This is a genomic window from gamma proteobacterium symbiont of Lampromicra miyakona, assembly GCF_059730895.1.
This window is the reverse complement of sequence record NZ_AP035932.1, coordinates 3,428,610-3,451,779: the sequence shown is the minus strand read 5'-3', so window position 1 is coordinate 3,451,779 and position 23,170 is coordinate 3,428,610. Positions and strand designations below refer to the sequence as shown.

The window sequence follows — 23,170 nt, the reverse complement described above, 5'->3', positions numbered from 1 at the left end:
CTCTCTGGGTTATTCCGTTGTAGCAGGTGCTGCCGGGGCGCTCGCGCTGGCGGCGCCCGACGATTTCTCATTGTCCTTGTTGTCGCCGCTCTTGTAGAGGAACTGGCCGATCAGGTCTTCCAGCACCAGCGCCGATTTGGTATCCCGCAGCGTGCCGCCATCTTTCAGCATCGCCGAGCCAAGCTCCGGATCGTCAAAACCTAAGTTGAGCGCGAGGAACTGCTCACCCAGCAGACCCTGGGTGCGAATCGCCAGCGAGCTGGTGTCAGGAATTTTATTGGCATACTGTTCGCTGATGTCCATGGTGACGCGCGGCGACAGCGTTTTGTCATCCAGTGAAATGTCGGTGACGCGGCCAATCACCACGCCGCCAATTTTCACCGGCGAGCTGACTTTCAGGCCGCCGATATTATCGAAGGTGGCGTACAGCTTCCACGTTGGCTCAGTACCCAGCGATTTAAGATCGGCGACGCGCAGGCTGAGGAACAGCAGCGCCAGCAGCGCAGCCAGCATAAACACGCCAACCCAGATTTCGTTTTTTTTGCTTTGCATTGCATTAATTCCCAAACATCAGTGCCGTCAGCACAAAATCCAGTCCAAGCACCGCCAGCGAAGCATGGACTACGGTACGCGTGGTCGCGCGACTGATCCCTTCCGAAGTCGGGATGGCGTCATACCCATTGAACAGCGCGATCCAGGTCACCGTGATGGCAAACACCGCGCTCTTGATCAGGCAGTTGATCACATCGGTACGAAAATCCACCGCGTTCTGCATCGCCGACCAGAAAAAGCCCGGGTCGATGCCTTTCCAGGCCACCCCGACCAGCGCGCCACCGGCAATGCCCACCGCGGTAAAGATCAGCGCCAGCAGCGGCATACTGATAAAGCCGGCCCAGAAGCGCGGCGACACCACGCGGCGCAGCGGATCGACCGCCATCATCTCCATGCTGGAGAGCTGCTCAGTGGCTTTCATCAGGCCAATTTCCGCAGTGAGCGCCGAACCGGCGCGCCCGGCAAACAGCAGCGCGGTGACCACCGGCCCCAGTTCGCGCAGCAGCGACAGCGCCACCAGCATACCCAGGCTGGTTTCTGCGCTGTACGTGGTGAGTACCAGATAGCCCTGCAGCCCCAGCACCATGCCAATGAACAGGCCGGAGACCACAATGATCAGCAATGACAGCACGCCCACGCTGTACAGCTGCTTCACCAGCAGCGGCGCATGCTTACGAAACGCCGGTTTACCCACCAGCGCATGGAAGAGCATTAAGCCCGCCCGGCCAAAGGCCGCACAGGTGTTAATTCCCTGACGCCCAAATGACGCCAGTGCCTGTAACCACATCAGTTTAGCTTCTCCCTGTGCGGGTCAGATCGCTGAGGTAATCCCCGGCAGCGAAGCGGAACGGCACCGGACCATCCGCATGACCCTCAATAAACTGGCGCACGCGCGGATCGGGATTCTCCCTCAGCTGCGGCGCACTACCCTGAGCAATAATCTTTTGCCCGGCAACAATATAGGCATGGTCGGCAATGCTCAAGACCTCTGGCACGTCGTGTGAAACCACAATGCAGGTGACGCCCAGCGAATGGTTGAGCTCATCGATCAGCTTGACCAGCACGCCCATGGTAATGGGATCCTGGCCGACAAAGGGTTCGTCGAACATGATCAGCTCCGGCTCCAGCGCAATTGCTCGCGCCAGCGCCGCCCGGCGCGCCATGCCGCCGGAGAGTTCGGCCGGCATCAGCTGGGCTGCGCCGCGCAGTCCCACAGCTTCCAGCTTCATCATCACCGTGCTGTGCAGTAATTCCGCTGGCAGCCGGGTGTGTTCGCGCAGCGGCCAGGCAACGTTTTCATAAACGTTAAGGTCGGTGAACAGCGCACCGGACTGGAACAGCATGCTCATTTTTTTACGCACGTCATACAGCTTACGGCGCGACAGCGTCGGAATGTTCTGGTCACGAAACCAGATCTCACCTTTGTCCGGCTGCAACTGCCCGCCAATCAGGCGCAGCAGGGTGGTTTTACCGATGCCGGAAGGGCCCATAATCGCCGTGACTTTGCCCGCCGGAACGGTCAGCGAAATGTCATCGAAGATGGTGCGATTGCCGCGCGTAAAACTGACGCCACGAACCTCAACCAGATTCGTTTGCTGCTGGATCATCATTACCTCTTTAAACGGATCGGGCGTAATTAACGTGGTGGATGGTAGCCTGGTAAACCACAATGCACGATAGTTTTACAGAAACTTACCCGTCCGGTGTGGCGAAAACGGCCTTAAAATTTACTTTTGCCTCTCAGACAGTCAAAATCAGCGCCTGATTCCGCACGCGCACTGCTTTTACCTGTCGGACAAGGTTTGCCGGCACCGTTATCCATCAAGGATTTTTCATGTTCGTAGCCACTGCCCTGCTGTTTATCGGATTGATTTTACTGGCTTACGGAGCTGACCGCCTGGTGTTCAGCGCCGCGATCCTGTGTCGATCCCTTGGCATTCCCCCGTTGATCATTGGCATGACGGTGGTGAGCATTGGCACTTCACTGCCGGAACTGATCGTCTCGTTCTCTGCCGCGCAGCATGGTCAGATGGATTTAGCCGTGGGTACCGCGCTGGGCTCGAACATCACCAATATTCTGCTGATTCTGGGGGGCGCTGCGCTGCTGCACCCTTTAACCGTACACTCCAATCTGATTCGCCGCGAACTCCCTCTGCTGCTGCTGGTCTCACTGCTCAGCGGCATCATGCTGTTTGATAACCAGCTCAGCCGGCTGGATGGCGTGGCACTGCTGCTGCTGGCGCTGGGTTATCTGCTGGTGGCGATCCGCATCGCCCGGCGGGCCGAGCGCGATAATAATGACACCCTGACGCGTGAACAACTGGCGGAGCTGCCGCGCGACGAAAGCGGCAATACGGTGGCGTTTCTCTGGCTGGCGGTGGCGCTGATTATTCTGCCGATGTCGACGCGCATGGTGATCGACAACGCCACGGTGTTTGCGGATTACTTCGGCGTTAGCGAACTGGTGATGGGACTGACGCTGATTGCTGTCGGGACCAGCCTGCCGGAACTGGCCACGGTGCTGGCCGGCGCGCTGAAAGGCGAAGACGATATCGCCATCGGCAACCTGATTGGCGCCAATATCTTCAATCTGGCAATTGTACTGGGCCTGCCGGCGCTGGTGCATCCCGGCGCGATCGATGCACACGCCTTTGCACGGGATTACTGGATTATGCTGGGCGTCAGCGTGCTGTTCGCCCTGCTGTGCCTGCTGCGCAAGCGCCGCATCGGCCGCATAGCGGGCACGCTGCTGTTAGGTGGATTTATCGTGTGGGTGCTGTGGCTGTGGCTCAGCCCCACGCTTATCGCAAGCTATTAAGGATGACTGACCATGTCACATCAGCAACCGGATTTCGACTTCCAGCAGGCAGGTAAAGCGGTACTGCGCATTGAACGCGAAGGGCTGGAACAGCTCGACCAGTATATTAACGCCGACTTCAGCCGCGCCTGCGAAATGATCTTTGCCTGCCGTGGCAAAGTGGTGGTGATGGGCATGGGCAAATCCGGCCATATCGGCAAGAAGATGGCCGCCACCTTCGCCAGCACCGGCACGCCGGCGTTCTTCGTCCACCCGGGTGAAGCCAGCCACGGCGATCTCGGCATGGTCAGCACCAACGATGTGGTGATCGCCATCTCGAACAGCGGCGAGTCCGGCGAAATCCTCGCGCTGATCCCGGTGCTCAAACGGCAGAAAGTGCAGCTGATTTGCCTGACCAGCCGTCCGGAGAGCGCCATGGGCCGGGCTGCCGATGTGCATTTATGCGTGAAAGTGCCGCAGGAAGCCTGTCCGCTCGGGCTGGCACCGACCTCCAGCACCACCGCCACGCTGGTGATGGGCGATGCGCTGGCGGTGGCGCTGCTGGAGGCGCGCGGCTTCACGCAGGAAGATTTCGCGCTGTCGCACCCGGGCGGCGCGCTGGGGCGCAAACTGCTGCTGCACGTCAGCGACATTATGCACAGCGGCGATGAAATTCCCCACGTCACCCGTGACGCCTCGCTGCGCGACGCGCTGCTGGAAATTACGCGCAAAAACCTCGGCCTGACGGTGATTGTCGACGACCTGATGAAAATCGAAGGGATTTTCACGGACGGTGACCTGCGCCGCATCTTCGATATGGGCATCGATTTCCAGTCGGCGCGTATCCAGGATGTCATGACGCGCGGCGGGATTCGCGTGCGCCCCAACCTGCTGGCGGTGGACGCGCTTAATCTGATGCAAAACAAAAACATCACTGCGCTGCTGGTGGCCGATGACGATCGCCTACTCGGTGTGGTACATATGCATGACATGCTGCGCGCTGGCGTGGTCTGAACGGGAAACAACAATGAGTGCTGAAACCACGATGGTCGACACCTGCTACGGTCCGGTGAGCGCCGACGTGATGGCGCGGGCGGCCAACATCCGCCTGCTGATTTGCGATGTCGACGGCGTGATGTCCGACGGCCTGATTTACATGGGCAACAGCGGTGAAGAGCTAAAGGCCTTTAACGTGCGCGACGGTTACGGCGTGCGCTGCCTGCTGACCTCGGACATCGAAGTGGCTATTATTACCGGCCGTCGCGCTAAACTGCTGGAAGATCGCTGTAAAACGCTCGGCATTACGCATCTTTACCAGGGACAGTCGGATAAGCTTTTGGCCTGGCGCGAACTCCTGGATAAACTGTCACTATCGGCAGACCAGGTCGCGTATATTGGTGACGACCTGATCGACTGGCCGGTAATGGCACAGGCGGGTCTGAGCGTGGCCGTCGCCGATGCGCATCCGGTGTTACTGCCGCGCGCGCATTACGTGACGCGCATTGCTGGCGGTCGCGGTGCAGTACGTGAGCTATGCGACCTGATTTTGCTGGCGCAGAACAAATTTGAGGATGCCAAAGGGCAATCAGTATGAGTAAAAGCAGGCGTTGGATAACGCTGATTCTGGCGCTGATCGCCCTGGTGCTGATCGGCTGGAATCTTACCAACCAGGACGACAGCGCCACGCCGGTGGCGACCAACGATCAGGCGCCGACCTACACCAGCGCTAACTCCAGCACCGTGGTGTATAACCCGACGGGTGCGCTGGCCTATAAGCTGGTCTCGGATAAAGTGACCTACTTTTCGGCCGAAGAAGTGAGCTGGTTCGATAATCCGGTGATGACCACTTACGACGAAAACAAAGTGCCCACGTGGTCGGTTCGTGCTGACAAGGCAAAGCTGACGAAAGATCGTATGCTGTATCTTTATGGCCACGTTGAAGTACACACATTGACGCAGGATTCCCAGCTTGAGCGCATCATCACGGATAATGCTCAGGTTAATCTGGTCAGCCAGGATGTGACGTCTGACGATCAGGTCACCCTATTTGGCCGCAGTTTTAACTCCACTGGCATGAAGATGCGCGGCAACCTACGGACAAAGAATGCCGAGCTGCTTGAAAAGGTCAAAACCTCCTATGAAATTCAAAATGAACAAAAATAGCCTTAAGTTGCTGCTGGTGAGTGCGCTGCTGGCAACCAGCCTGCCGGCGCTGGCGTTAACGGGCGATTCGGACAAGCCGGTTAACATCGACTCGGTGAACCAGGCGCTCGATTTGCAGGGTAACGTCGCCACCTTTACCGGCAACGTGATCGTGACCCAGGGCACCATCAAAATTACCGCCGATAAAGTGGTGGTAACGCGTCCCGGCGGCGACAGCAACAAAACCATCGTCGATGCCTACGGCAATCCGGCCACCTTTTATCAGATGCAGGACAACGGCAAACCGGTGCAGGGTCACGCCGCCAAACTGCACTATGAGCTGGCCAACGATTTCGTCGAGCTGACCGGCAACGCCTTTATTGAGCAGCAGGACAGCAACATCAAAGGCGATCGCATCACCTATCTGGTGAAAGAGCAGAAAATGCAGGCCTACAGTCAGGGCCAGAGCAAGCGCGTCACCACCGTGCTGGTGCCGTCGCAGCTGCAGGATAAAAACGGTTCGTCTGCGAGCCCCAAAAAGAGTAACTGATCGCTATGGCCACATTAGTCGCTGAAAACCTGGCGAAAGCCTACAAAGGCCGTCGCGTAGTAGAAGATGTCAGCCTGCAGGTGAAATCCGGCGAGATTGTCGGCCTGCTGGGCCCCAACGGGGCCGGTAAAACCACCACCTTCTACATGGTGGTCGGCATCGTGCCGCGTGATGCCGGCCGCATCATCATTGATGAAGAAGATATCAGTATTCTGCCGCTGCATGCGCGCGCGCGCCGCGGCATCGGTTATCTGCCGCAGGAAGCGTCGATCTTTCGCCGTCTGAGCGTCTACGACAACCTGATGGCGGTACTGCAGGTGCGTGACGATCTGACGGAAGAGCAGCGTCAGGACCGCGCCAATGAGCTGATGGACGAGTTCCACATCGGCCATCTGCGCGACAGCATGGGCCAGGCGCTGTCGGGCGGTGAACGTCGCCGCGTCGAGATTGCCCGTGCGCTGGCCGCCAATCCAAAGTTTATCCTGCTGGATGAACCTTTTGCCGGCGTTGACCCCATCTCCGTTATCGATATCAAAAAGATCATCGAACACCTGCGTGACAGCGGCCTCGGCGTGCTGATCACCGACCACAACGTGCGTGAAACGCTCGCGGTGTGTGAGCGCGCATATATCGTCAGCCAGGGCCATCTGATTGCCCACGGCACGCCAGATGAAATTCTTGCAGATGAGCAGGTTAAGCGGGTTTATTTGGGCGAAGAGTTCAGACTCTGATAAGGTGTCGGCATACCCGACATTTGCTTAGGAAATTCTAGCCGGATTATGAAGCAAGGTTTGCAACTCAGGCTCAGCCAACAGCTGGCGATGACCCCCCAGTTGCAGCAGGCAATCCGCTTGCTGCAACTCTCTACGCTTGAACTCCAGCAGGAACTGCAACTGGCGCTGGAAAGCAATCCGCTGCTTGAACAAACCGATCTGCACGATGAAGTCGACGCCCGCGAGTTTCAGGAGAACGAGGCGTTAGATACCCGTGAGGCACTCGAACAGAAAGAGATGCCGGAAGAGCTGCCGCTCGATGCCACCTGGGACGAGATCTACACGGCCGGCACGCCCTCCGGCACCGGCACCGATTACCAGGACGACGAGCTGCCGGTGTATCAGGGTGAAACCACGCAGTCGCTGCAGGACTATCTGATGTGGCAGGTGGAACTGACGCCGTTCACCGACACCGACCGCGCCATCGCTACCTCCATCGTCGATGCCATCGACGATACCGGTTATCTCACCGTCAGCTTACAGGACATTTGTGACAGTATTGGTGACGAAGAGCTGACGCTGGAAGAGGTGGAAGCGGTGCTGAAGCGCGTACAGCGTTTCGATCCGGTGGGCGTCGGCGCACGCGATCTGCGTGACTGCCTGCTGGTGCAGCTGTCGCAGTATGCGGCCGATATGCCGATGCTGAACGAAGCACGGCTGATCGTCAGCGAGCATCTCGACCTGCTGGCTAACCACGATTTCCGCAGCCTGATGCGCGTGACGCGGCTGAAAGAAGAGGTGCTGAAGGAAGCGATGCTGCTGATTCAGTCGCTCGATCCGCGCCCCGGGCAGTCGATCAATACCAGCGAGCCCGAGTATGTGATTCCCGATGTGCTGGTGCGCAAGACTGGCACGCGCTGGACGGTGGAGCTGAACGCTGACAGCCTGCCGCGCCTGAAGATTAATCAGCATTACGCCGCGATGGGCGGTTCTGCGCGTAATGACAGTGACAGTCAGTTTATTCGCAGCAACTTACAGGAAGCCCGCTGGCTGATTAAGAGCCTGGAGAGCCGCAACGACACGCTGCTGAAAGTGACGCGCTGTATTGTCGAACAGCAGCAGGCGTTTTTTGAACAGGGTGAAGAGTATATGCGTCCGATGGTGCTGGCGGATATCGCCCAGGCCGTGGATATGCATGAATCCACCATTTCCCGCGTCACCACGCAAAAGTATTTGCACAGCCCGCGTGGCATTTTTGAACTGAAGTATTTTTTCTCCAGTCACGTCAGCACCGAAGGCGGTGGCGAAGCCTCGTCGACGGCGATCCGTGCACTGGTGAAAAAATTAATCTCCGCGGAAAATCCCGCAAAACCCTTGAGCGACAGCAAACTGACCTCCATGTTATCTGAACAGGGCATCATGGTGGCGCGACGTACGGTTGCTAAGTATCGCGAGTCTTTATCTATACCGCCATCAAACCAGCGCAAGCAGCTGGTTTGACCGAAACAAGAAGGAAGACCTATGCAGCTAAACCTTACCGGACTGAATGTTGAGATAACCGACCCACTGCGCGAATTTGTAAATAACAAATTTGCCAAACTGGAACACTATTTTGATCGTATCAATCAGGTTTATATTGTTCTGAAAGTGGAGAAGGTGACGCAGATTGCGGAAGCAACCCTGCACGTCAACGGCGGGGAGCTGCACGCCACATCGGAAGCGGAAGACATGTACGCGGCCATCGACGGGCTGATTGACAAGCTGGCCCGTCAGCTGACCAAACACAAAGACAAACTGAAAAAACACTAACCTTCACGCTTGCAGAGTGCTGACGGGTTCAGCACTCAGAGGAGAAATGGGGCGGGTCACCGCCCCGTTTTGTCATCTGCGCAAGCGCCTGCAGTCACCTGCCCTGCCCGTTCGCGGTGTCCCGGTACGTGCCTTACGGCTATGTGAACACGCAAGTGAAACGATGATGAACAACGATCTGACACTGGAATTGAGCGCGGTCCTTTCGCTGGACTGCACCCGCAGCGGCGTACACTGCCAGAGTAAAAAGCGCGCGCTGGAAATTATCAGCGAGCTGGCCGCTAAGCAGCTCAATCTGCCGCACCAGACGCTTTTTGAAGCCATCCTGACCCGTGAACGCATGGGCAGTACCGGCATTGGCAACGGCATCGCCATCCCGCACGGCAAGCTGGAGGAGGATACGCTGCGCGCCGTTGGCGTGTTTATCAGCCTCGACCAGCCTATCGCCTTTGACGCCGTCGACAACCAGCCGGTTGACCTGCTGTTTGCCCTGCTGGTGCCCGCAGACCAGTGCAAAACCCATCTGCACACCCTGTCGCTGGTGGCGAAACGCCTGGCGGATAAAACCGTCTGCCGCCGTTTGCGCGCGGCACAGAGCGATGAAGAGCTCTACGCCATCATTACAGAAGCTCAGGAAGATCACGCTTAAGCGACAGACACTTTTACCGGCCTGCGTGCCGGTTTAACACGGGAGAAATGTGATGGTGCTGATGATCGTTAGCGGTCGGTCAGGCTCAGGAAAATCAGTCGCGCTGCGCGCCCTTGAGGATATGGGCTTCTACTGTGTCGATAACCTGCCGGTGGTGCTGCTGCCGGAGCTGGCGAACACCTTAACCGAGCGCAATATCTCAGCGGCGGTTAGCATTGACGTGCGCAACATGCCGGAATCACCGGAGGTGTTTGAGCAGGCACTGAACAATCTGCCGGAAGCGTTCTCGCCACAGCTGCTGTTTCTGGACGCCGATCGCAATACGCTGATCCGCCGCTACAGCGACACGCGCCGCCTGCATCCGCTCTCCAGCAAAAATCTGTCGCTGGAAAGCGCCATTGATGAGGAGAACGATCTGCTGGAGCCGCTGCGCTCGCGTGCGGATCTGATCATCGATACCTCAGAGATGTCGGTGCATGAGCTGGCAGAAATGCTGCGCACGCGCCTGCTGGGCAAGCGTGAGCGTGAACTCACCATGGTGTTTGAATCCTTCGGCTTCAAGCACGGCATCCCGATCGACGCCGATTACGTGTTTGACGTGCGGTTCCTGCCTAACCCGCACTGGGATCCGAAGCTGCGTCCGATGACCGGGCTCGATCGTCCGGTGGCGGCCTTCCTCGATCGTCACACCGAAGTGCACAACTTTATCTATCAGACGCGCAGCTATCTCGAGCTGTGGCTGCCGATGCTGGAAACCAATAACCGCAGCTATCTGACGGTGGCGATTGGCTGTACCGGCGGTAAGCACCGTTCGGTCTACATTGCCGAACAGCTGGCAGACTATTTCCGTTCGCGCGGTAAAAATGTGCAGTCCCGTCATCGCACCCTGGAAAAACGCAAATCATGACCGTGAAGCAAACCGTTGAGATTCGAAATAAGCTGGGTATGCATGCGCGCCCGGCGATGAAGCTATTTGAGCTGGTGCAGAGTTTTGATGCGGAAGTGCTGCTGCGTAACGAGGCCGGTACCGAAGCCGAAGCCAGCAGCGTGATTGCGCTACTGATGCTCGACTCCGCTAAAGGCGGTCATATCGAAATCGAGGCCAGCGGCCCGCAGGAAACCCAGGCGCTGGCCGCGGTCATTGAGCTGTTTGAAGCCGGTTTTGACGAAGACTAACCGCGTCAGTGCAGCTGGTAACGGTTGAGAAAACCCTCGCCGCCCAGCTGGCGCATCTGGCGCATAATCCACTGCTGGCGCTGACGAATGTAGCCGGACGGTGCATCCGCGCGGAAGCGAATCGGATTCGGCAGCACCGCCGCCAGCAAAGCGGCTTCCGCCATGCTCAGCCGGCTGGCAGGCTTGTGGAAATAGCGCTGCGATGCCTCTTCCACACCAAACACTCCATTACCGAATTCCGCAATATTCAGGTACACCGTCAGAATGCGGCGTTTGGTCCATACCGTTTCCAGTCCCACCGTCAGCCCGGCCTCCAGCCCTTTGCGCACCCAACTGCGGCCATCCCACAAGAACAGATTCTTCGCCGTCTGCTGAGACAGCGTTGAAGCGCCGCGCATCCGTTCGCTGCCGTCATTGTCCAGCACCTGCTGAATGGCATGCACGTCAAAGCCCCAGTGCTCAGGAAACTTCTGATCTTCCGAGGCGATCACCGCCAGCGCCATCCACGGTGAAATCTCATCCATTCCCACCCAGTCTGAATGGGCGACATAATCGAAGCGTCCGCTGAACCACGCGCCAAGCTGCCGCTCCACCATTACCGCCGAAAACGGCACCGGCAAAAATGCGAACAGCACAATACCGGCCAGCCACAGACCCAGCCATGCCAGAAGCACCCTGCCAGCCAGCCGCTTCAGGCGCTGGACCATCTTCCCTTTACTCTTACTCATGCAATCGTCTCTTACCGGTTCCCTGGATTAATCAATTACTCAGGTCATGATTTCAAATAGCGGTGATGCAAGCCGGAATTTTATCTCTGCGGCATCGCGACCACCAGCCAAACTCATTGCGCGGGCAACCATCGTTCCTCTATTAGAGCCAGTCGCATCAAGCACTTCCGGCAAAAAGGAATCGGTTCCATGCAGAAAAATCGCGCAGCGCGCACGGGCATAAATACTTAACCGATTGTGATGCCGCTCACGTTAAACCTTTCACGATGTTTAACTATCATCTTTAGTAGTCAGTGAAGATGTTCATTGACAACCGAGACCATTCTGAAAAACACGGCGCAAATAGCGACAATTACCCTTCAGGCCAGGGCGCAACCTGTAAAACGTTTTACCGCCCATCCGGTTTACGCTAACCGTTCAATGCCCGAACTGGAACTTTCAGCCGGGGGTTTCCAAAACGTTTTGGATAACCGCCGCAAAATCTGGTTATTCATTATTAGAATCAATAACATGAGCATAAAAACGACCGTTGCGCTGCGCTTTTTGCCGTTTCCCTTCGCCGCGCAGCGCTTCCCGGACCGTGACTGTGGGAAAACCAGGCAAAAAACCGAACATTTGCTCAAAAATAGTGCAATACGCTAAAGAAATTGATTCCTTGCTTGACTGTGTCAGCAAATTAATGTTTTCTGTATTTAAACGCTGCTCAACATCACACAATTTAATGAATCTTGTCACAAGCTGTGGCGAATTTGCTAAGGTGATTTTGAAGCGTTAACCAATACCACGCTGTTGCTTTTGTATTCGATTTCTAATAATAGCAGCAGCGCCCATTTCCCTGGTGTTGGCGCAGTATTCGCGCACCCCGGTTTCGACTGGGGTCATTTTTTTTCTGGCCCGCGCTATTTTTCCCGCTCCGCAACCCAGTTCCGTAATACTTCAACGTCGTGCCGCCACTCGTGCTTCAGCTCGTCAACCCACTCCTGCACGTTATCCCACCAGGCCGGCAATTCCGGTGACTGAATCTGTTTCGCCAGCTTCTGCAGATGCAGCAGGCCGACGGAGCCCGCCGCGCCTTTGATCTTGTGCCCCTCTTCGGCGATGCCCTTCTGATCACGCGCCATCATGTTGGAGTCCAGCACCTCAAGATAACCCGGCATCATCTGCTCGAACATCGTCAGGCTTTGGGTGATCAGCCCCGGACCAACCAGCTCGATATACTGCTCCAGCATGTCGACATCCAGCAGCGTGCGTGACTGTTCCGCGTCGGTGTCACTCACCACCGCTTCGGCTTCGGCCTGGTAATCCCAGAATTTTTTGATCATCGCGGTCAGCGCCGGCACCGCCAGCGGTTTGCTCAGCACATCGTCCATGCCGGCATCGAGATACTCTTTTTTATCCTTCAGCACGTTGGCAGTCAGCGCCACCAGCGGCGGCAGCGTCACGCCGGCGTGCTGCTGATGAATGGCGCGCGACACATCGAGGCCGGTCATGTCCGGTAGCTGGATATCCAGCAGCACCAGGTCGAACTCCTGCGGATCGAACATCGCCAGCGCCTCACCGCCGGTCATCGCCACCTCCACGCTGCAACCCAGCTTCTCCAGTACCGAGCGCGCCACAATCACGTTGAGTTCGATATCTTCTACCAGCAGCACGTGCAGCGCCGGCAACGGCATGCTGTCGTCCTGATCCTCATCTTCCACTTCATCCGCCACGCGCGGCGCGTGAATTTCCACGGTAAAGCACGAGCCCTGACCCGGTGCGCTGCTGACGGTAATATCGCCGCCCATCGCCTGCGCCAGCCGACGTGACACCGCCAGGCCAATTCCGGTGCCGGTGGCCGGTTTACCGCCGTGCTGATCTTTCACCTGGTAATACATGGCGAAGATTTTGTCCTGCTCTTCCTGCGGAATGCCCATCCCGGAGTCCTGCACCTCAAAGTGCAGCGTTTCGTCCTGGCGATAGGCGACGCGCACCACGATTTCGCCCTGCCGGGTAAACTTCACGGCATTGCCAATCAGGTTCCACAGAATCTGGCGTAGGCGCGTGCCGTCGGCTGAGATCTTGTGCGGCAGCGGCAACTCCGGTGCCATGACGAACTTCAGCCCTTTCGGCTGTGCCAGCAGGCCGGAGAGGTTTTCCAGGTCGGCGAGGAAGCCGGTGAAATCCAGCGGCTGGTTATCCAGCTGCACTTTACGCCGTTCAATCTTGTCGACTTCAATCACATCATTAAAGATGTTGCCGAGGGTGATGGCCGAGACGTGAATGGTTTTCAGGTACTTCAGCTGCTCCTGGTTGAGATCGGTATCCAGCAGGATACGGCTTAACCCGACGATGCCGTTAAGCGGCGTACGCAGCTCGTGGCTGATGGTGGAGATAAAGGTGGTCTTTTCACGGCTGGCGTTCTCCAGCGCGTCCTGATAGCGCTTACGCTCGGTAATATCGCGTCCGAAGCCCATCAGGCCGCTGCGCTTACCGACGCGGTCGTAATACGGCACTTTGCGGATTTCAAAGCAGGCTTTGCGCCCGTCCGGATACTGCAGCCACTGTTCATAGGTGAGCGACACATTGTGGCGAAACACCTTCTCATCGGTCTCCAGCACTTTGGTGGCGGCATCTTCGTCATAAATGTCGCGCGGCGTCAGGCCAATCAGCTGCTTCTCGCTCAGGCCGGTGAGCAGTTCCATGGCGCGGTTACAGCCGGAGAACTGTTTGTCGATGTTGCGATAGAACACCAGGTCGGGCGAGGCATCAAGGAACGAGCGCAGGAAGGAAGATTGCTGCTCCAGCTCAATCTGCGCCTGTTCACGCCGCGTCATCTCTTCGCGCAGCTTATCCATCACCTGCTCGCGCGCCTGCTCTGCTTTAATACGGTCGCTGATTTCCTGGTTCAGCTGGCTGATGGTCTCTTTCATCTGCTGATTCAGTTCAAGGTCGCGCGTGCGCATCTCCTCCAGCTTGTCCACCAGCTTCGACAGCCGCTGGCGCGACTCCTCCAGCTGATCGACCACCACGGAGAGAAAGTAGACCGCCCATGGGGTAATCAGCAGGCCAAAAAACACTGAACGCACCACGTCGATACTTTCAACGTGGCCACGCAGCACCATGGTGACCGCCATCTGCACCACCATTGCCAGCACCACCAGCGCCGAAGCCAGCAGCAGCGAAAACCGCACCAGCCCGAGCTTGACCATTAAATCCACGTAGTACTGTGCTAAAAGACGAATCTGTTTCATTACGCGCTCCCTGAACGAATCTGGCTCATCATAGCGTAATTATCCGCGCGCTGCGCCGCCGCACGCGCCGTGCGGACTGACTTTACGCCCTGTTATGGTGCAGCAGCGCGGCGTTTCGCCGACGTTCGCGGCTTTATGCCTAAAGCGCTTGACTAATTCTGCCAACTGAATAATCTGGAGGGCCGCGCTTTTGCGGGTCCCGGTGCCGCGTGCCCGGCGCATCCGCTTTCTGCAGCCATCCCTCCTGATGGTTGCCTTCCGTTATTGCATATCCATTCAGCTTAAGTGCTGTTTTAATCACACCCTGGTTAATTAATTTTACTAATGGCAACCGCGTTTTGATTCAAATGTTCCGCCATAAGAAAAACAGATACATGCTGTGCACGAAACGGTCCAAACAGAATTTTGTGCTGGCATCCCCATATTCAACAGCATGGTCTGGAAATATGAGGCCGATCACACAGTGAGACGGCTCACACTTCATAAGGGAATCAGAAAGGTCAGATTGACATATATTTACGTAATAAAAACATAATAATCATACAGTTAAATTGCAAAAAGGCTGATTAACCGTAATAAAGCTGGCTATTTGACCTGAGTTCGCTTTCCCGATAAGTTGGAATTCCGCTGGATGCTTTCCAGTCGGGACTGTGTCTCGGCATATCTATGCAGCAAGAAGACTCCCTCTGGATGCAAGTTATCTCCCTTAGAGACCGGATTTTATGGACAGCCAATCAAGGACGTGAATCAGTGCCTTGATTGTCGTTGTCCGGCGTTGCGACGTCCGCGTTAAAGCGCGCGAAAACAAATTGATACAGCACGCAGCAGCGCTCTGTGCCTGAAATAATGCAGGTAATGTCTAAAGCAGTTTAAGGAGACCCTCAATGTCCACTCAACAACCTAACCCCTGGGGTTTGTATGATCCATCAGCAGGAAGCGACAGCTGTGGTGTAGGTTTCATTACCCGCAAGGACGGCGAGCAGACTCATGAAATCCTGCAGATGGCGCATAGCGCCCTGTGCACGGTACCGCACCGTGGCGGGATGTCTGCAGAGGGTGTGGGCGATGGTGCAGGCGTTAACGTTGACCTCTCCCTGAACTTCTTCCGTAAGCTGACCGGTCAGGCGCTGGAAGCGGGCCGCTTTGGCGTGGGCAACTTCTTTGTGCCAAAAGATGCGGCGCTGCGCGCGAACGCAGAGCGTCTGGTTGAAGAGACGCTGGCCGCTTACAACTTCCCGGTGCTGCTGAAGCGTGATATGCCGCTGGACAACAGCGTCACGCGCCCGGCCGCACAGCAGTTTCAGCTGCCGATCGTGCAGTGGGTGTTTGCCGCACCGCAGGACGTTACTGAGCAGAGCGACTTCGAGCGCCACATTTACCGTGCGCTGCTGGACATCGAAGCACGCGCCTTTACCGAAAGCGAATTCGGCGGCCTTTATCCGCTGTCGCTGTCGTCGCGCACTCAGGTGTTCAAAGCCCGCCTGAACTCCAACGAAGTAATTCCTTACTTCAAAGATCTGACCGATCCCGATCATCAGGTGCGCGGACTGTTTTTCCATACCCGCTTCTCCACCAATACCGATCCGCATACCACAATGGCGCAGCCGTTCCGTCTGATGGCGCACAACGGTGAGCTGAACACGGACCGTAAAAACCGCATCGCGGAAGCGGCACTGATGCTGGCGCGCGGCAAAAAGATCGTGCGGCCAAAAGGCCAGTCTGACAGTTCGCGTCTCGATCAGAGCATCCACAGCCGTCTGATGGAAGATAACCTCGATCTGATCAACGCCGTGGTTTCAATGATGCCGCCGGCGTGGGAAAACGATACCTCGCTGTCAGCTGAAGTGCGCGCCATGCTGGAATACTTCTCGCTGTATGAAGAGAAGAACGACGGCCCCGCCGCACTGATCTTCGGTAACGGCGAAGTGATTGGCGCACGGCTGGACCGTCTTGGCCTGCGTCCGCTGCGCTCCGTCGAAACCGCTGAGTACATCGGTGCGATGTCAGAAGCCGGCCAGATCGCCTTCCCACCGGAGAGCGTGCTGCGTCGTGGCCGTATCGAAGCTGGCGGCATGCTCTATTACGATCACAAAGAGAAACGCTCTTACACCACCGTGCAGGCGCTGGAAAAGCTGGCGGCGGAAAAAGATTATCTCTCCCTGGTGCAGGCGGCACGCGTTGAACTGCAGCAACTGCCGGAAGTGCCGGCAGAGAAACTCGGCTCACCGCTGCGCTATCGCGGCGACCTGAAAACCTATCAGCGCTTTGTGGCTTACTACTACAACCAGGAAAGCTTCAAATTCATGATGGACCCGATGCTGCAAACCGGCGCTGAGAAGATCTCCGCGATGGGTTACGGCAACGCCATCAATGGCCTGTCCGATCATGAAGGCGGCATGGCGCACTACTTCTCGCAGCGCTTTGCACAGGTCACCAACCCGCCGCTCGACTCCATCCGTGAAGCGGACGGCATGACGCTGCGCGTGGCCCTCGGCGCTAAACCGCACCTCGGCCGCAGTAAAGGCCAGCAGATCATCGTGCCAAGCCCGATCCTGACGCACCTTGACATGCTGCGTCTGCGCGAGCAGAAAGTGGCGCCGTATGCACGCTTCGAGATGCTGTATGAGCCGGTCATCGGTAAAGACATCGTCAGCCGCGCCGCCAACGCCAAAGCGCTGGAAAACGCTATCGATAACCTGGCGCAGCAGGTGGTGGATTTTGCCCGTCAGCAGGGCGGCATCGCGGTGATCACCGATCGCCATATCTCTTCAACTCATGCTGCCATTCCGATGCTGCTGATGGTGTCGGCCATCAACCAGCGTCTGGTGCAGGAAGGCCTGCGTCTGGATGTGTCACTGGTGGTCGAGAGCGGCCAGAGCATCTCCTCACACCATATCGCCGCCACGCTCGGCTTCGGCGCCTCTGCCGTGTATCCGCTGGGCGTACAGATGCGTGCAGAAGAGAAGTTTGGTGAAGGTGAAGAAGGCAACAAAGCGTTCAAACGCTATGCCAAAGCGGCAGAAAAAGCGCTGATGAAAACCATGGGCAAAGTGGGCCTGTGTACCGTTGAGAGCTACAGCTGCGGTGAGTTCTTCGAGCCGAACTTCCTCGATACCGAAGATCCGGTGCTGAAGAAATATTTCCCGAATATCAAAACCCCGGTGGGCGGCGCGGGCTTCCCGGCCATCGCGCAGATGGCGGTGGACTGGCACCAGAGCGCGCTGAAAATTCAGGGCGAAGCCGAAGTACCACTGCTGGGTCTGTTCAAAGAACGTTCTGAGGGTGCGGGCCACTCGTATGGCACCATCGCAGTACGTACCTTTATTGATATGACAGAGCAGCCGATTCGTTTCGCCGACAAAGCGCGCGAAGAGGACAACTTTATCCGTCTGATGACGCTGGCCAGGCTGGACAACGCGTTCAGCATCAAAGCCGAGTCGTTTAAAGACAGCAGCTTCGAGCGCATCCCGAATGCGGTGATCGACAGCTTTGCTATCACGCCGGATTACCGTCAGTTCTCCAGCCTGATGCACGCTGAGCGTAAGCGTCGTCCGGCGGCACTGCGTGACATCCTCGCGCTGCCGTGCGATCTGACCCACGTGGACAGCGAAGCCGAATTTGGCCGCAAGCTGGGCCGCTACTCGCTGGTCAACAACGGCTTCGCCATTCGCGGCCTGCGCTGCGAAGCGGTGAACGGCAGCCTCAACCAGTTTGAGCTGCGTCTGATTGATGCTATTGCCGGCCTGAAGCCGGAGAGCGAGCGTCTGGCCGCGCTGTCACGCGCGCTGAAAACCCGCTTTAACGATGAGATCGAAAGCAGCAGCATCACTGAAGGCGTGTTGTACATTACCGCTTACGGTCAGGCAGCAGACTATCTGGCAAAAATCTTTACCGCGCTGCCCTCGCTGCCGCTGGAAGAGATCCAGCCGGCGCACGAAATCACCCGTACCTTCGCCTCAGGCGCCATGAGCCACGGCGCGCTGGTCGCGCCGGCGCACGAAGCGGTAGCGCACGGCACCAATATGGTGGGCGGAATGAGTAACTGTGGTGAAGGTGGCGAACACTATTCACGCCACGGCACCATTCGCGCATCGCGCATCAAACAGCTGGCGTCCGGTCGTTTCGGCGTGTGGGCGGCTTATCTGGCCGACCCGATGCTGGAAGAGCTGGAGATCAAAATTGGCCAGGGCGCTAAACCGGGCGAAGGCGGTCAGCTGCCGGCACCGAAAGTGACGGTGGAGATTGCGGCCGCGCGTGGCGGTACGCCGGGCGTTGAGCTGGTATCACCGCCGCCGCATCACGATACTTATTCTATCGAGGATTTGGCGCAGCTGATCCACGACTGTAAAGCGGCGCGCGTACGCGTTATCGTCAAACTGGTGTCGTCTGAAGGCATCGGTACTATCGCAGTCGGCGTGGCAAAAGCCGGCGCAGACGTCATCAACGTCGCCGGTAACACCGGCGGCACCGGCGCGGCGTCGGTCACCAGCCTGAAATACACCGGGCGCGTGGCGGAAATCGGTATCGCCGAAGTACACCAGGCGCTGTGCGCGAACGGGCTGCGTGACAAAGTGCAGCTGCGCTGCTCCGGCGCACAGCAGACCGGCAGCGACGTGATCAAATCGGCCCTGCTCGGCGGCGACAGCTTCGAGTTCGGCACCACCGCGCTGATGATGCTGAAATGCGTGATGGCGAAAAACTGTAACGTCAAATGCCCGGCAGGCCTCACCACTAACGCTGAAGCCTTCGATGGCGATCCGCGTCAGCTGGCGCAGTACTTCATCAACGTGGCGCAGGAAGTGCGTGAGTTCCTCGCACGCCTCGGTCTGCGTTCGCTGCGTGAAGCGCGCGGCCGCTCTGACCTGCTGCACCTGATGGATCATCCGCTGGAAGTGGGCAAACTCGATCTGCGCGCCATGCTGACCGTGGTGCCGGAGCAGAAGATCGCTCAGCCGGTGTATCTGGAAAAAGATTTCGAGCTGGACGATGGCTGGGTAGAAGAGCTGAAAGCGCAGCTGGTTGATGCCGCCCGCCGCGAGATTACGCTGGGTAACGGCGTGACGCTGAACAACCGTAACAAGAGCGTTGGCGGTCAGCTGGCGATCGATATTGAGCGCATGCTGAACCACGAGCTGTCGGCGCAGCAGCTGGCCGCACTGCCAGCGGTACTGCAGGATGACCGTGGCCGGAAATATCTGGCACCGCGCACAGTGCAGATTAATACCCGCGGATCAGCCGGTCAGTCATTTGGCGCGTTCTGCAACGACGGCATGCAGATGAAGCATTACGGCACCTGTAACGATGGCGTCGGTAAAGGTCAGTGTGGCGGCGAACTGGTGGTGATGTCACCGGGCGGCGGCGCACAGGACAGCGACGGCAACGTGCTGATTGGTAACTTTGCGCTGTTCGGCGCGACCGGCGGTCGTCTGTTTGTTCAGGGCCAGGCCGGTGACCGTTTCGCCGTGCGTAACTCAGGCGCCACCGCGGTGGTGGAAGGCGTCGGCGACTTCTGCTGTGAATACATGACTAACGGCGCGATTCTTAACCTCGGCACCTTTGGTAAAGGTTTCGGTAACGGCATGAGCGGCGGCTTCGCCTATCAGTACGATCCGTACCGTTCCCTGGCCGCGCACGCCGCCGGTGATTCGGTGCTGTTCGGCTCCATCGCTGACGAAGACGAAATGGCGCAGGTGCACAAGCAGGCAGTGCTGACCATGCTGCACTGGCACCTCGAAGCCACCCAGTCGCCGCGCGCGGCATGGCTGCTGGAGAACTGGGAAACCGAGTGTCAGCACTTCGTTTATGTGATGCCGCGCTCGCTGCTGCTGTATCAGGACGGCGGTGAAATCCTGAAAGCGAAAACGCGTAAGGATTTGCTGGAAGAGCTGTCCACGTCGCTGGCCGCGCATCAGGTTGCCAAGTTCAAATCAGCCTGGCGTGCGGGCAAAACCATCGCCGACGGTGCGGTACCGGCCTACGGCGCGACCGATACGCAGGAGATGTTTGTTCTGCTGAATAACTACACTGTTCTGAGCTTCGCGCAGCAGCTGGCGCTGGGCAAACTGCCGAAAGGCACAGCGGTGGAAGACGCGGCAGTCGAGAAAGCGGTTCGCAACCTGCTGATGACCGAAGATTTCGCGCTGGTCAGCAAGCTGCAGCGTCATGCCCGTGCGGCCATTGAGAACTACAGTGATGATGAGCTGGCAAGCCTGATCGCCGCCAAGCGTATGTCGGATTACAAAGCCGCGCTGACGCAGCGTAACATTCGCTCCATGGACAGCCTGGCAACCTATGGCTGGATCATTTATCAGGACGCCTGCAATCGTGAGGTACTGGGCCATCTGCCTGATTTTGAAGAGCTGTTTGCACGCGCCGCACTGCCAGAGATTGCCGCCGCGGTCGGGAAACTCTCCTGATTGCGCTGCGAAAGAAGATTGATGACGATAAAACGGTTTGAGTACTGATATCCATGAAGATTCCTTACATTCCTGAAGACGCGCCGTTTAACGGCGAACAGAAATACTGGCTGGCGGGGTTTCTCGCCGGTCTCCACTCGCGCCTGCTGGTATTAGAAGACAAGCAGACCGCACCGGCAGCGGGCGCCAGCGCCACCACCCAACTGCATATTCTGTTTGGTTCCCAGACCGGTAACGCCGAAGCGCTGGCGCAGACCGCAGCCAAGGCGGCGCGCGCTAAAGGCCTGGTGCCGGTAGTGCAGGCACTGGGTGAAGTGGATCTGGATGTGTTCGCCACCATGCGTCATGTACTGATCGTCACCTCCACCTACGGCGAAGGCGAAATGCCAGACAACGCACAGCTGTTCTGGCAGGCCATCTCAGCCAGCACCGCGCCGCGTCTGGAGCAGATGCACTTTGCCGTGCTGGCAATCGGCGATACCGGCTACGACGGTTTCTGCCAGGCCGGTAAGTTCATTGATATGCGCCTGGAGCAGTTGGGGGCGAAACGCGTGGTGGATCGCATCGACTGCGACATCGATTACGAAGAGCCTTCCAGCGAGTGGATTGGCAGCGCCATGCCACAGTTTGCCGCCAGCGCGGGCAGCAGCGGCACGGTGCTGGAGAGCGCGCCGGAAGCGCCGGTAATCCCAGGCAGCAACAAGCAAAACCCATACGCGGCGGCGCTGGTGACCAATAAGCGTCTGTCCGGCGAGCAGTCCGCCAAAGATATCCGTCACTTCGAATTTGACCTGAGCGACAGCGGCCTGAAATACGAAGCCGGTGATGCGCTGGGCGTGATCCCGGTGAACGATGCCGGGCTGGTGAGCCTGCTGCTGAGCGAGCTGAAAGCCGACTACGAAACCCCAGTGCCGGGCTTTGACCGTAACCTCGGCGATCTGCTGACCTATCAGTTTGAGATTTCTGAGCCGTCGCGCAAGCTGATTGAGTGGGTCGGACAGCACACCACCAACCAGGAGCTGCTGCACGTCCTGCAGCACGACGATAAAGACACGCTGGCCAACTGGCTGTGGGGCAAAGATACGCTGGATCTGCTGCAGCTCGAGCTGAAGCGTAATCTGTCGGTGCCGGAGCTGGTGGCGATGCTGCGTCCGCTGCAGCACCGTGCTTACTCCATTTCGTCCAGCTCGAAGGCGCACCCTAACCAGGTGCATCTGACCATCGCTTCCGTGCGCTATCACAGCGGTGGCCGCGAGCGTAAAGGCGTGTGCTCAACCTATCTGGCTGAACGCGTGCGTCGCGGAGAGAAGCCGGCGATCTTTATTTCGCCGAACAAAGCGTTCCGCGTGCCGGCGAATAATAACGCCCCGCTGATCATGGTCGGTCCGGGTACCGGCATCGCGCCGTTCCGCGCCTTCCTGCAGGAGCGCCAGGCGACCGGTGCTGAAGGTAAAAACTGGCTGTTCTTCGGCGACCAGCATCAGGAACATGATTACATTTACGCGGATGAGCTGGCGGGCTGGCAGCAGAGCGGTCTGCTGACGCATCTTGACCTGGCCTTCTCCCGCGATCAGGAAGAGAAGATTTACGTGCAGAACCGCATGCTGGAGAAAGGCGCTGAGCTGTACGCCTGGCTGCAGGAAGGCGCCTACTTCTACGTCTGTGGCGATGCCTCACGCATGGCGAAGGATGTCGATGCCGCGCTGTATGAAGTGGTGCGTCAGTTCGGTGGTCTTTCCAGCGAGCGTGCCGCAGCCTATATCGATCAGCTGAAGAAAGATAAGCGTTATCTGCGCGACGTTTATTAAGATCGGTACAAAGGGAGTGCTACGCTCCCTTTGGTCTGCTGCGCGCTAAGCCGCGCCGCGACACAGGCATAAAAAAACGGGCTAATCAGCCCGTTTTTTATTTTCCGCGATTTACTTCACTACGCGCAGTGAAGGACGTCCACCGCGCGGCGGCGGTTCATCATCCGGTGAAGAGTCGTCATCCGTCGCATCGTCCGGACGGTCACCATCAATCACCGACATCAGCGTCTCTTCCTGGCCGCCTTCCTGCTCGTCGCCGGACAGCTCATAAGCAGGCTCCGGTTCGAACATGGTGCCGGCGCCGTTTTCGCGCGCGTAAATCGCCAGCACCGCAGCCATCGGCACGGATACCTGGCGCGGCACGCCGCCGAAACGCGCATTGAAGCGCACCTGATCGTTGGCAAGCTCAAGGTTACCCACCGCGCGCGGCGCGATGTTCAGGACAATCTGTCCGTCACGTGCGTACTCCAGCGGCACCTGTACGCCAGGCAGATTGATATCCACCACCAGATGCGGCGTCAGCTGGTTGTCGAGCAGCCATTCATAAAAGGCCCGCAGCAGATAGGGACGGCGGGCAGTAAGTTGCGACATTTCCAT

20 protein-coding genes are annotated in these 23,170 nt (G+C 57.8%); 14 read left to right on the top strand and 6 right to left on the bottom strand.

Going from position 1 to position 23,170, the window contains the following annotated elements; all coding sequences use genetic code 11:
- Positions 1–9 precede the first annotated feature (9 nt).
- From mlaD to mlaF, 3 genes are read right to left on the bottom strand one after another with little or no spacing between them, the layout of a single operon-like run.
- The gene (gene mlaD, locus AC6I8P_RS16255) at positions 10–552 is read right to left on the bottom strand and encodes an outer membrane lipid asymmetry maintenance protein MlaD (RefSeq protein ID WP_021507734.1); all 543 of its coding nucleotides are present in this window, start codon (positions 550–552) and stop codon (positions 10–12) included.
- Between the two features lie 4 nt (positions 553–556).
- Positions 557–1,339 (bottom strand): lipid asymmetry maintenance ABC transporter permease subunit MlaE, encoded by a 783-nt coding sequence (gene mlaE / locus AC6I8P_RS16250; protein ID WP_021507735.1) that lies wholly within the window; start codon positions 1,337–1,339, stop codon positions 557–559.
- A gap of 4 nt (positions 1,340–1,343) precedes the next feature.
- Positions 1,344–2,159: a phospholipid ABC transporter ATP-binding protein MlaF gene (gene mlaF, locus AC6I8P_RS16245; RefSeq protein WP_021507736.1), complete on the bottom strand. Its 816-nt coding sequence runs from the start codon at positions 2,157–2,159 to the stop codon at positions 1,344–1,346.
- Between the two features lie 227 nt (positions 2,160–2,386).
- On the opposite strand from mlaF, the gene AC6I8P_RS16240 reads away from it, so the two are divergent.
- From AC6I8P_RS16240 to npr, 11 genes are all read left to right on the top strand, one after another.
- A complete protein-coding gene (locus AC6I8P_RS16240) occupies positions 2,387–3,370 on the top strand; it encodes a calcium/sodium antiporter (protein ID WP_021507737.1) in 984 nt (327 codons plus the stop codon).
- Between the two features lie 12 nt (positions 3,371–3,382).
- The gene (kdsD, locus tag AC6I8P_RS16235; protein WP_021507738.1) at positions 3,383–4,363 is read left to right on the top strand and encodes an arabinose-5-phosphate isomerase KdsD; all 981 of its coding nucleotides are present in this window, start codon (positions 3,383–3,385) and stop codon (positions 4,361–4,363) included.
- Positions 4,364–4,376: 13 nt separating this feature from the next.
- Positions 4,377–4,943, top strand: a complete 567-nt coding sequence (kdsC, locus tag AC6I8P_RS16230) for a 3-deoxy-manno-octulosonate-8-phosphatase KdsC (protein ID WP_021507739.1) — start codon at positions 4,377–4,379, stop codon at positions 4,941–4,943.
- Entirely contained in the window at positions 4,940–5,512 is a 573-nt protein-coding gene (lptC, locus tag AC6I8P_RS16225) for an LPS export ABC transporter periplasmic protein LptC (RefSeq protein WP_021507740.1), read from the top strand. The genes kdsC and lptC overlap by 4 nt, the downstream gene beginning before the upstream one ends.
- A complete protein-coding gene (lptA, locus tag AC6I8P_RS16220) occupies positions 5,487–6,041 on the top strand; it encodes a lipopolysaccharide ABC transporter substrate-binding protein LptA (protein ID WP_031279739.1) in 555 nt (184 codons plus the stop codon). The genes lptC and lptA overlap by 26 nt, the downstream gene beginning before the upstream one ends.
- Positions 6,042–6,046: 5 nt before the next feature.
- Positions 6,047–6,772 carry an LPS export ABC transporter ATP-binding protein gene (gene lptB / locus AC6I8P_RS16215; RefSeq protein WP_010618248.1) on the top strand — a complete coding sequence of 242 codons (726 nt, stop codon included), beginning with the start codon at positions 6,047–6,049 and terminating at the stop codon, positions 6,770–6,772.
- Positions 6,773–6,820: 48 nt separating this feature from the next.
- Entirely contained in the window at positions 6,821–8,254 is a 1,434-nt protein-coding gene (gene rpoN / locus AC6I8P_RS16210) for an RNA polymerase factor sigma-54 (RefSeq protein WP_031279740.1), read from the top strand.
- Positions 8,255–8,275: 21 nt separating this feature from the next.
- Positions 8,276–8,563, top strand: a complete 288-nt coding sequence (gene hpf / locus AC6I8P_RS16205; RefSeq protein WP_010618250.1) for a ribosome hibernation promoting factor — start codon at positions 8,276–8,278, stop codon at positions 8,561–8,563.
- Between the two features lie 166 nt (positions 8,564–8,729).
- On the top strand, positions 8,730–9,212 hold the full coding sequence (gene ptsN, locus AC6I8P_RS16200; protein ID WP_031279741.1) for a PTS IIA-like nitrogen regulatory protein PtsN: 483 nt from the start codon (positions 8,730–8,732) through the stop codon (positions 9,210–9,212).
- Between the two features lie 52 nt (positions 9,213–9,264).
- The gene (gene rapZ, locus AC6I8P_RS16195) at positions 9,265–10,119 is read left to right on the top strand and encodes an RNase adapter RapZ (protein WP_021507744.1); all 855 of its coding nucleotides are present in this window, start codon (positions 9,265–9,267) and stop codon (positions 10,117–10,119) included.
- The gene (gene npr, locus AC6I8P_RS16190; RefSeq protein WP_058759594.1) at positions 10,116–10,388 is read left to right on the top strand and encodes a PTS phosphocarrier protein NPr; all 273 of its coding nucleotides are present in this window, start codon (positions 10,116–10,118) and stop codon (positions 10,386–10,388) included. The genes rapZ and npr overlap by 4 nt, the downstream gene beginning before the upstream one ends.
- Positions 10,389–10,393: 5 nt before the next feature.
- Here the strand turns inward: npr and mtgA are convergent, their stop codons facing one another.
- Positions 10,394–11,116 (bottom strand): monofunctional biosynthetic peptidoglycan transglycosylase, encoded by a 723-nt coding sequence (mtgA, locus tag AC6I8P_RS16185; RefSeq protein ID WP_031279742.1) that lies wholly within the window; start codon positions 11,114–11,116, stop codon positions 10,394–10,396.
- A 306-nt stretch (positions 11,117–11,422) separates the two neighbouring features.
- Between mtgA and AC6I8P_RS16180 the strand changes: the two genes are divergently transcribed.
- Complete coding sequence (locus AC6I8P_RS16180; protein ID WP_459745987.1) at positions 11,423–11,758, top strand: hypothetical protein; 336 nt, start codon at positions 11,423–11,425, stop codon at positions 11,756–11,758.
- Positions 11,759–12,015: 257 nt separating this feature from the next.
- On the opposite strand, the gene arcB is transcribed toward AC6I8P_RS16180, so the two are convergent.
- Positions 12,016–14,349 carry an aerobic respiration two-component sensor histidine kinase ArcB gene (arcB, locus tag AC6I8P_RS16175; RefSeq protein WP_058780373.1) on the bottom strand — a complete coding sequence of 778 codons (2,334 nt, stop codon included), beginning with the start codon at positions 14,347–14,349 and terminating at the stop codon, positions 12,016–12,018.
- Positions 14,350–15,233: 884 nt separating this feature from the next.
- Here arcB and AC6I8P_RS16170 point away from each other — a divergent pair.
- Together AC6I8P_RS16170 and AC6I8P_RS16165 are read left to right on the top strand one after the other, a co-directional pair.
- Positions 15,234–20,765 carry a glutamate synthase-related protein gene (locus AC6I8P_RS16170; protein ID WP_498030776.1) on the top strand — a complete coding sequence of 1,844 codons (5,532 nt, stop codon included), beginning with the start codon at positions 15,234–15,236 and terminating at the stop codon, positions 20,763–20,765.
- Between the two features lie 53 nt (positions 20,766–20,818).
- Positions 20,819–22,573: a sulfite reductase subunit alpha gene (locus AC6I8P_RS16165; RefSeq protein ID WP_058770697.1), complete on the top strand. Its 1,755-nt coding sequence runs from the start codon at positions 20,819–20,821 to the stop codon at positions 22,571–22,573.
- A gap of 111 nt (positions 22,574–22,684) precedes the next feature.
- On the opposite strand, the gene sspB is transcribed toward AC6I8P_RS16165, so the two are convergent.
- The gene (gene sspB, locus AC6I8P_RS16160) at positions 22,685–23,170 is read right to left on the bottom strand and encodes a ClpXP protease specificity-enhancing factor (RefSeq protein WP_021507752.1); all 486 of its coding nucleotides are present in this window, start codon (positions 23,168–23,170) and stop codon (positions 22,685–22,687) included.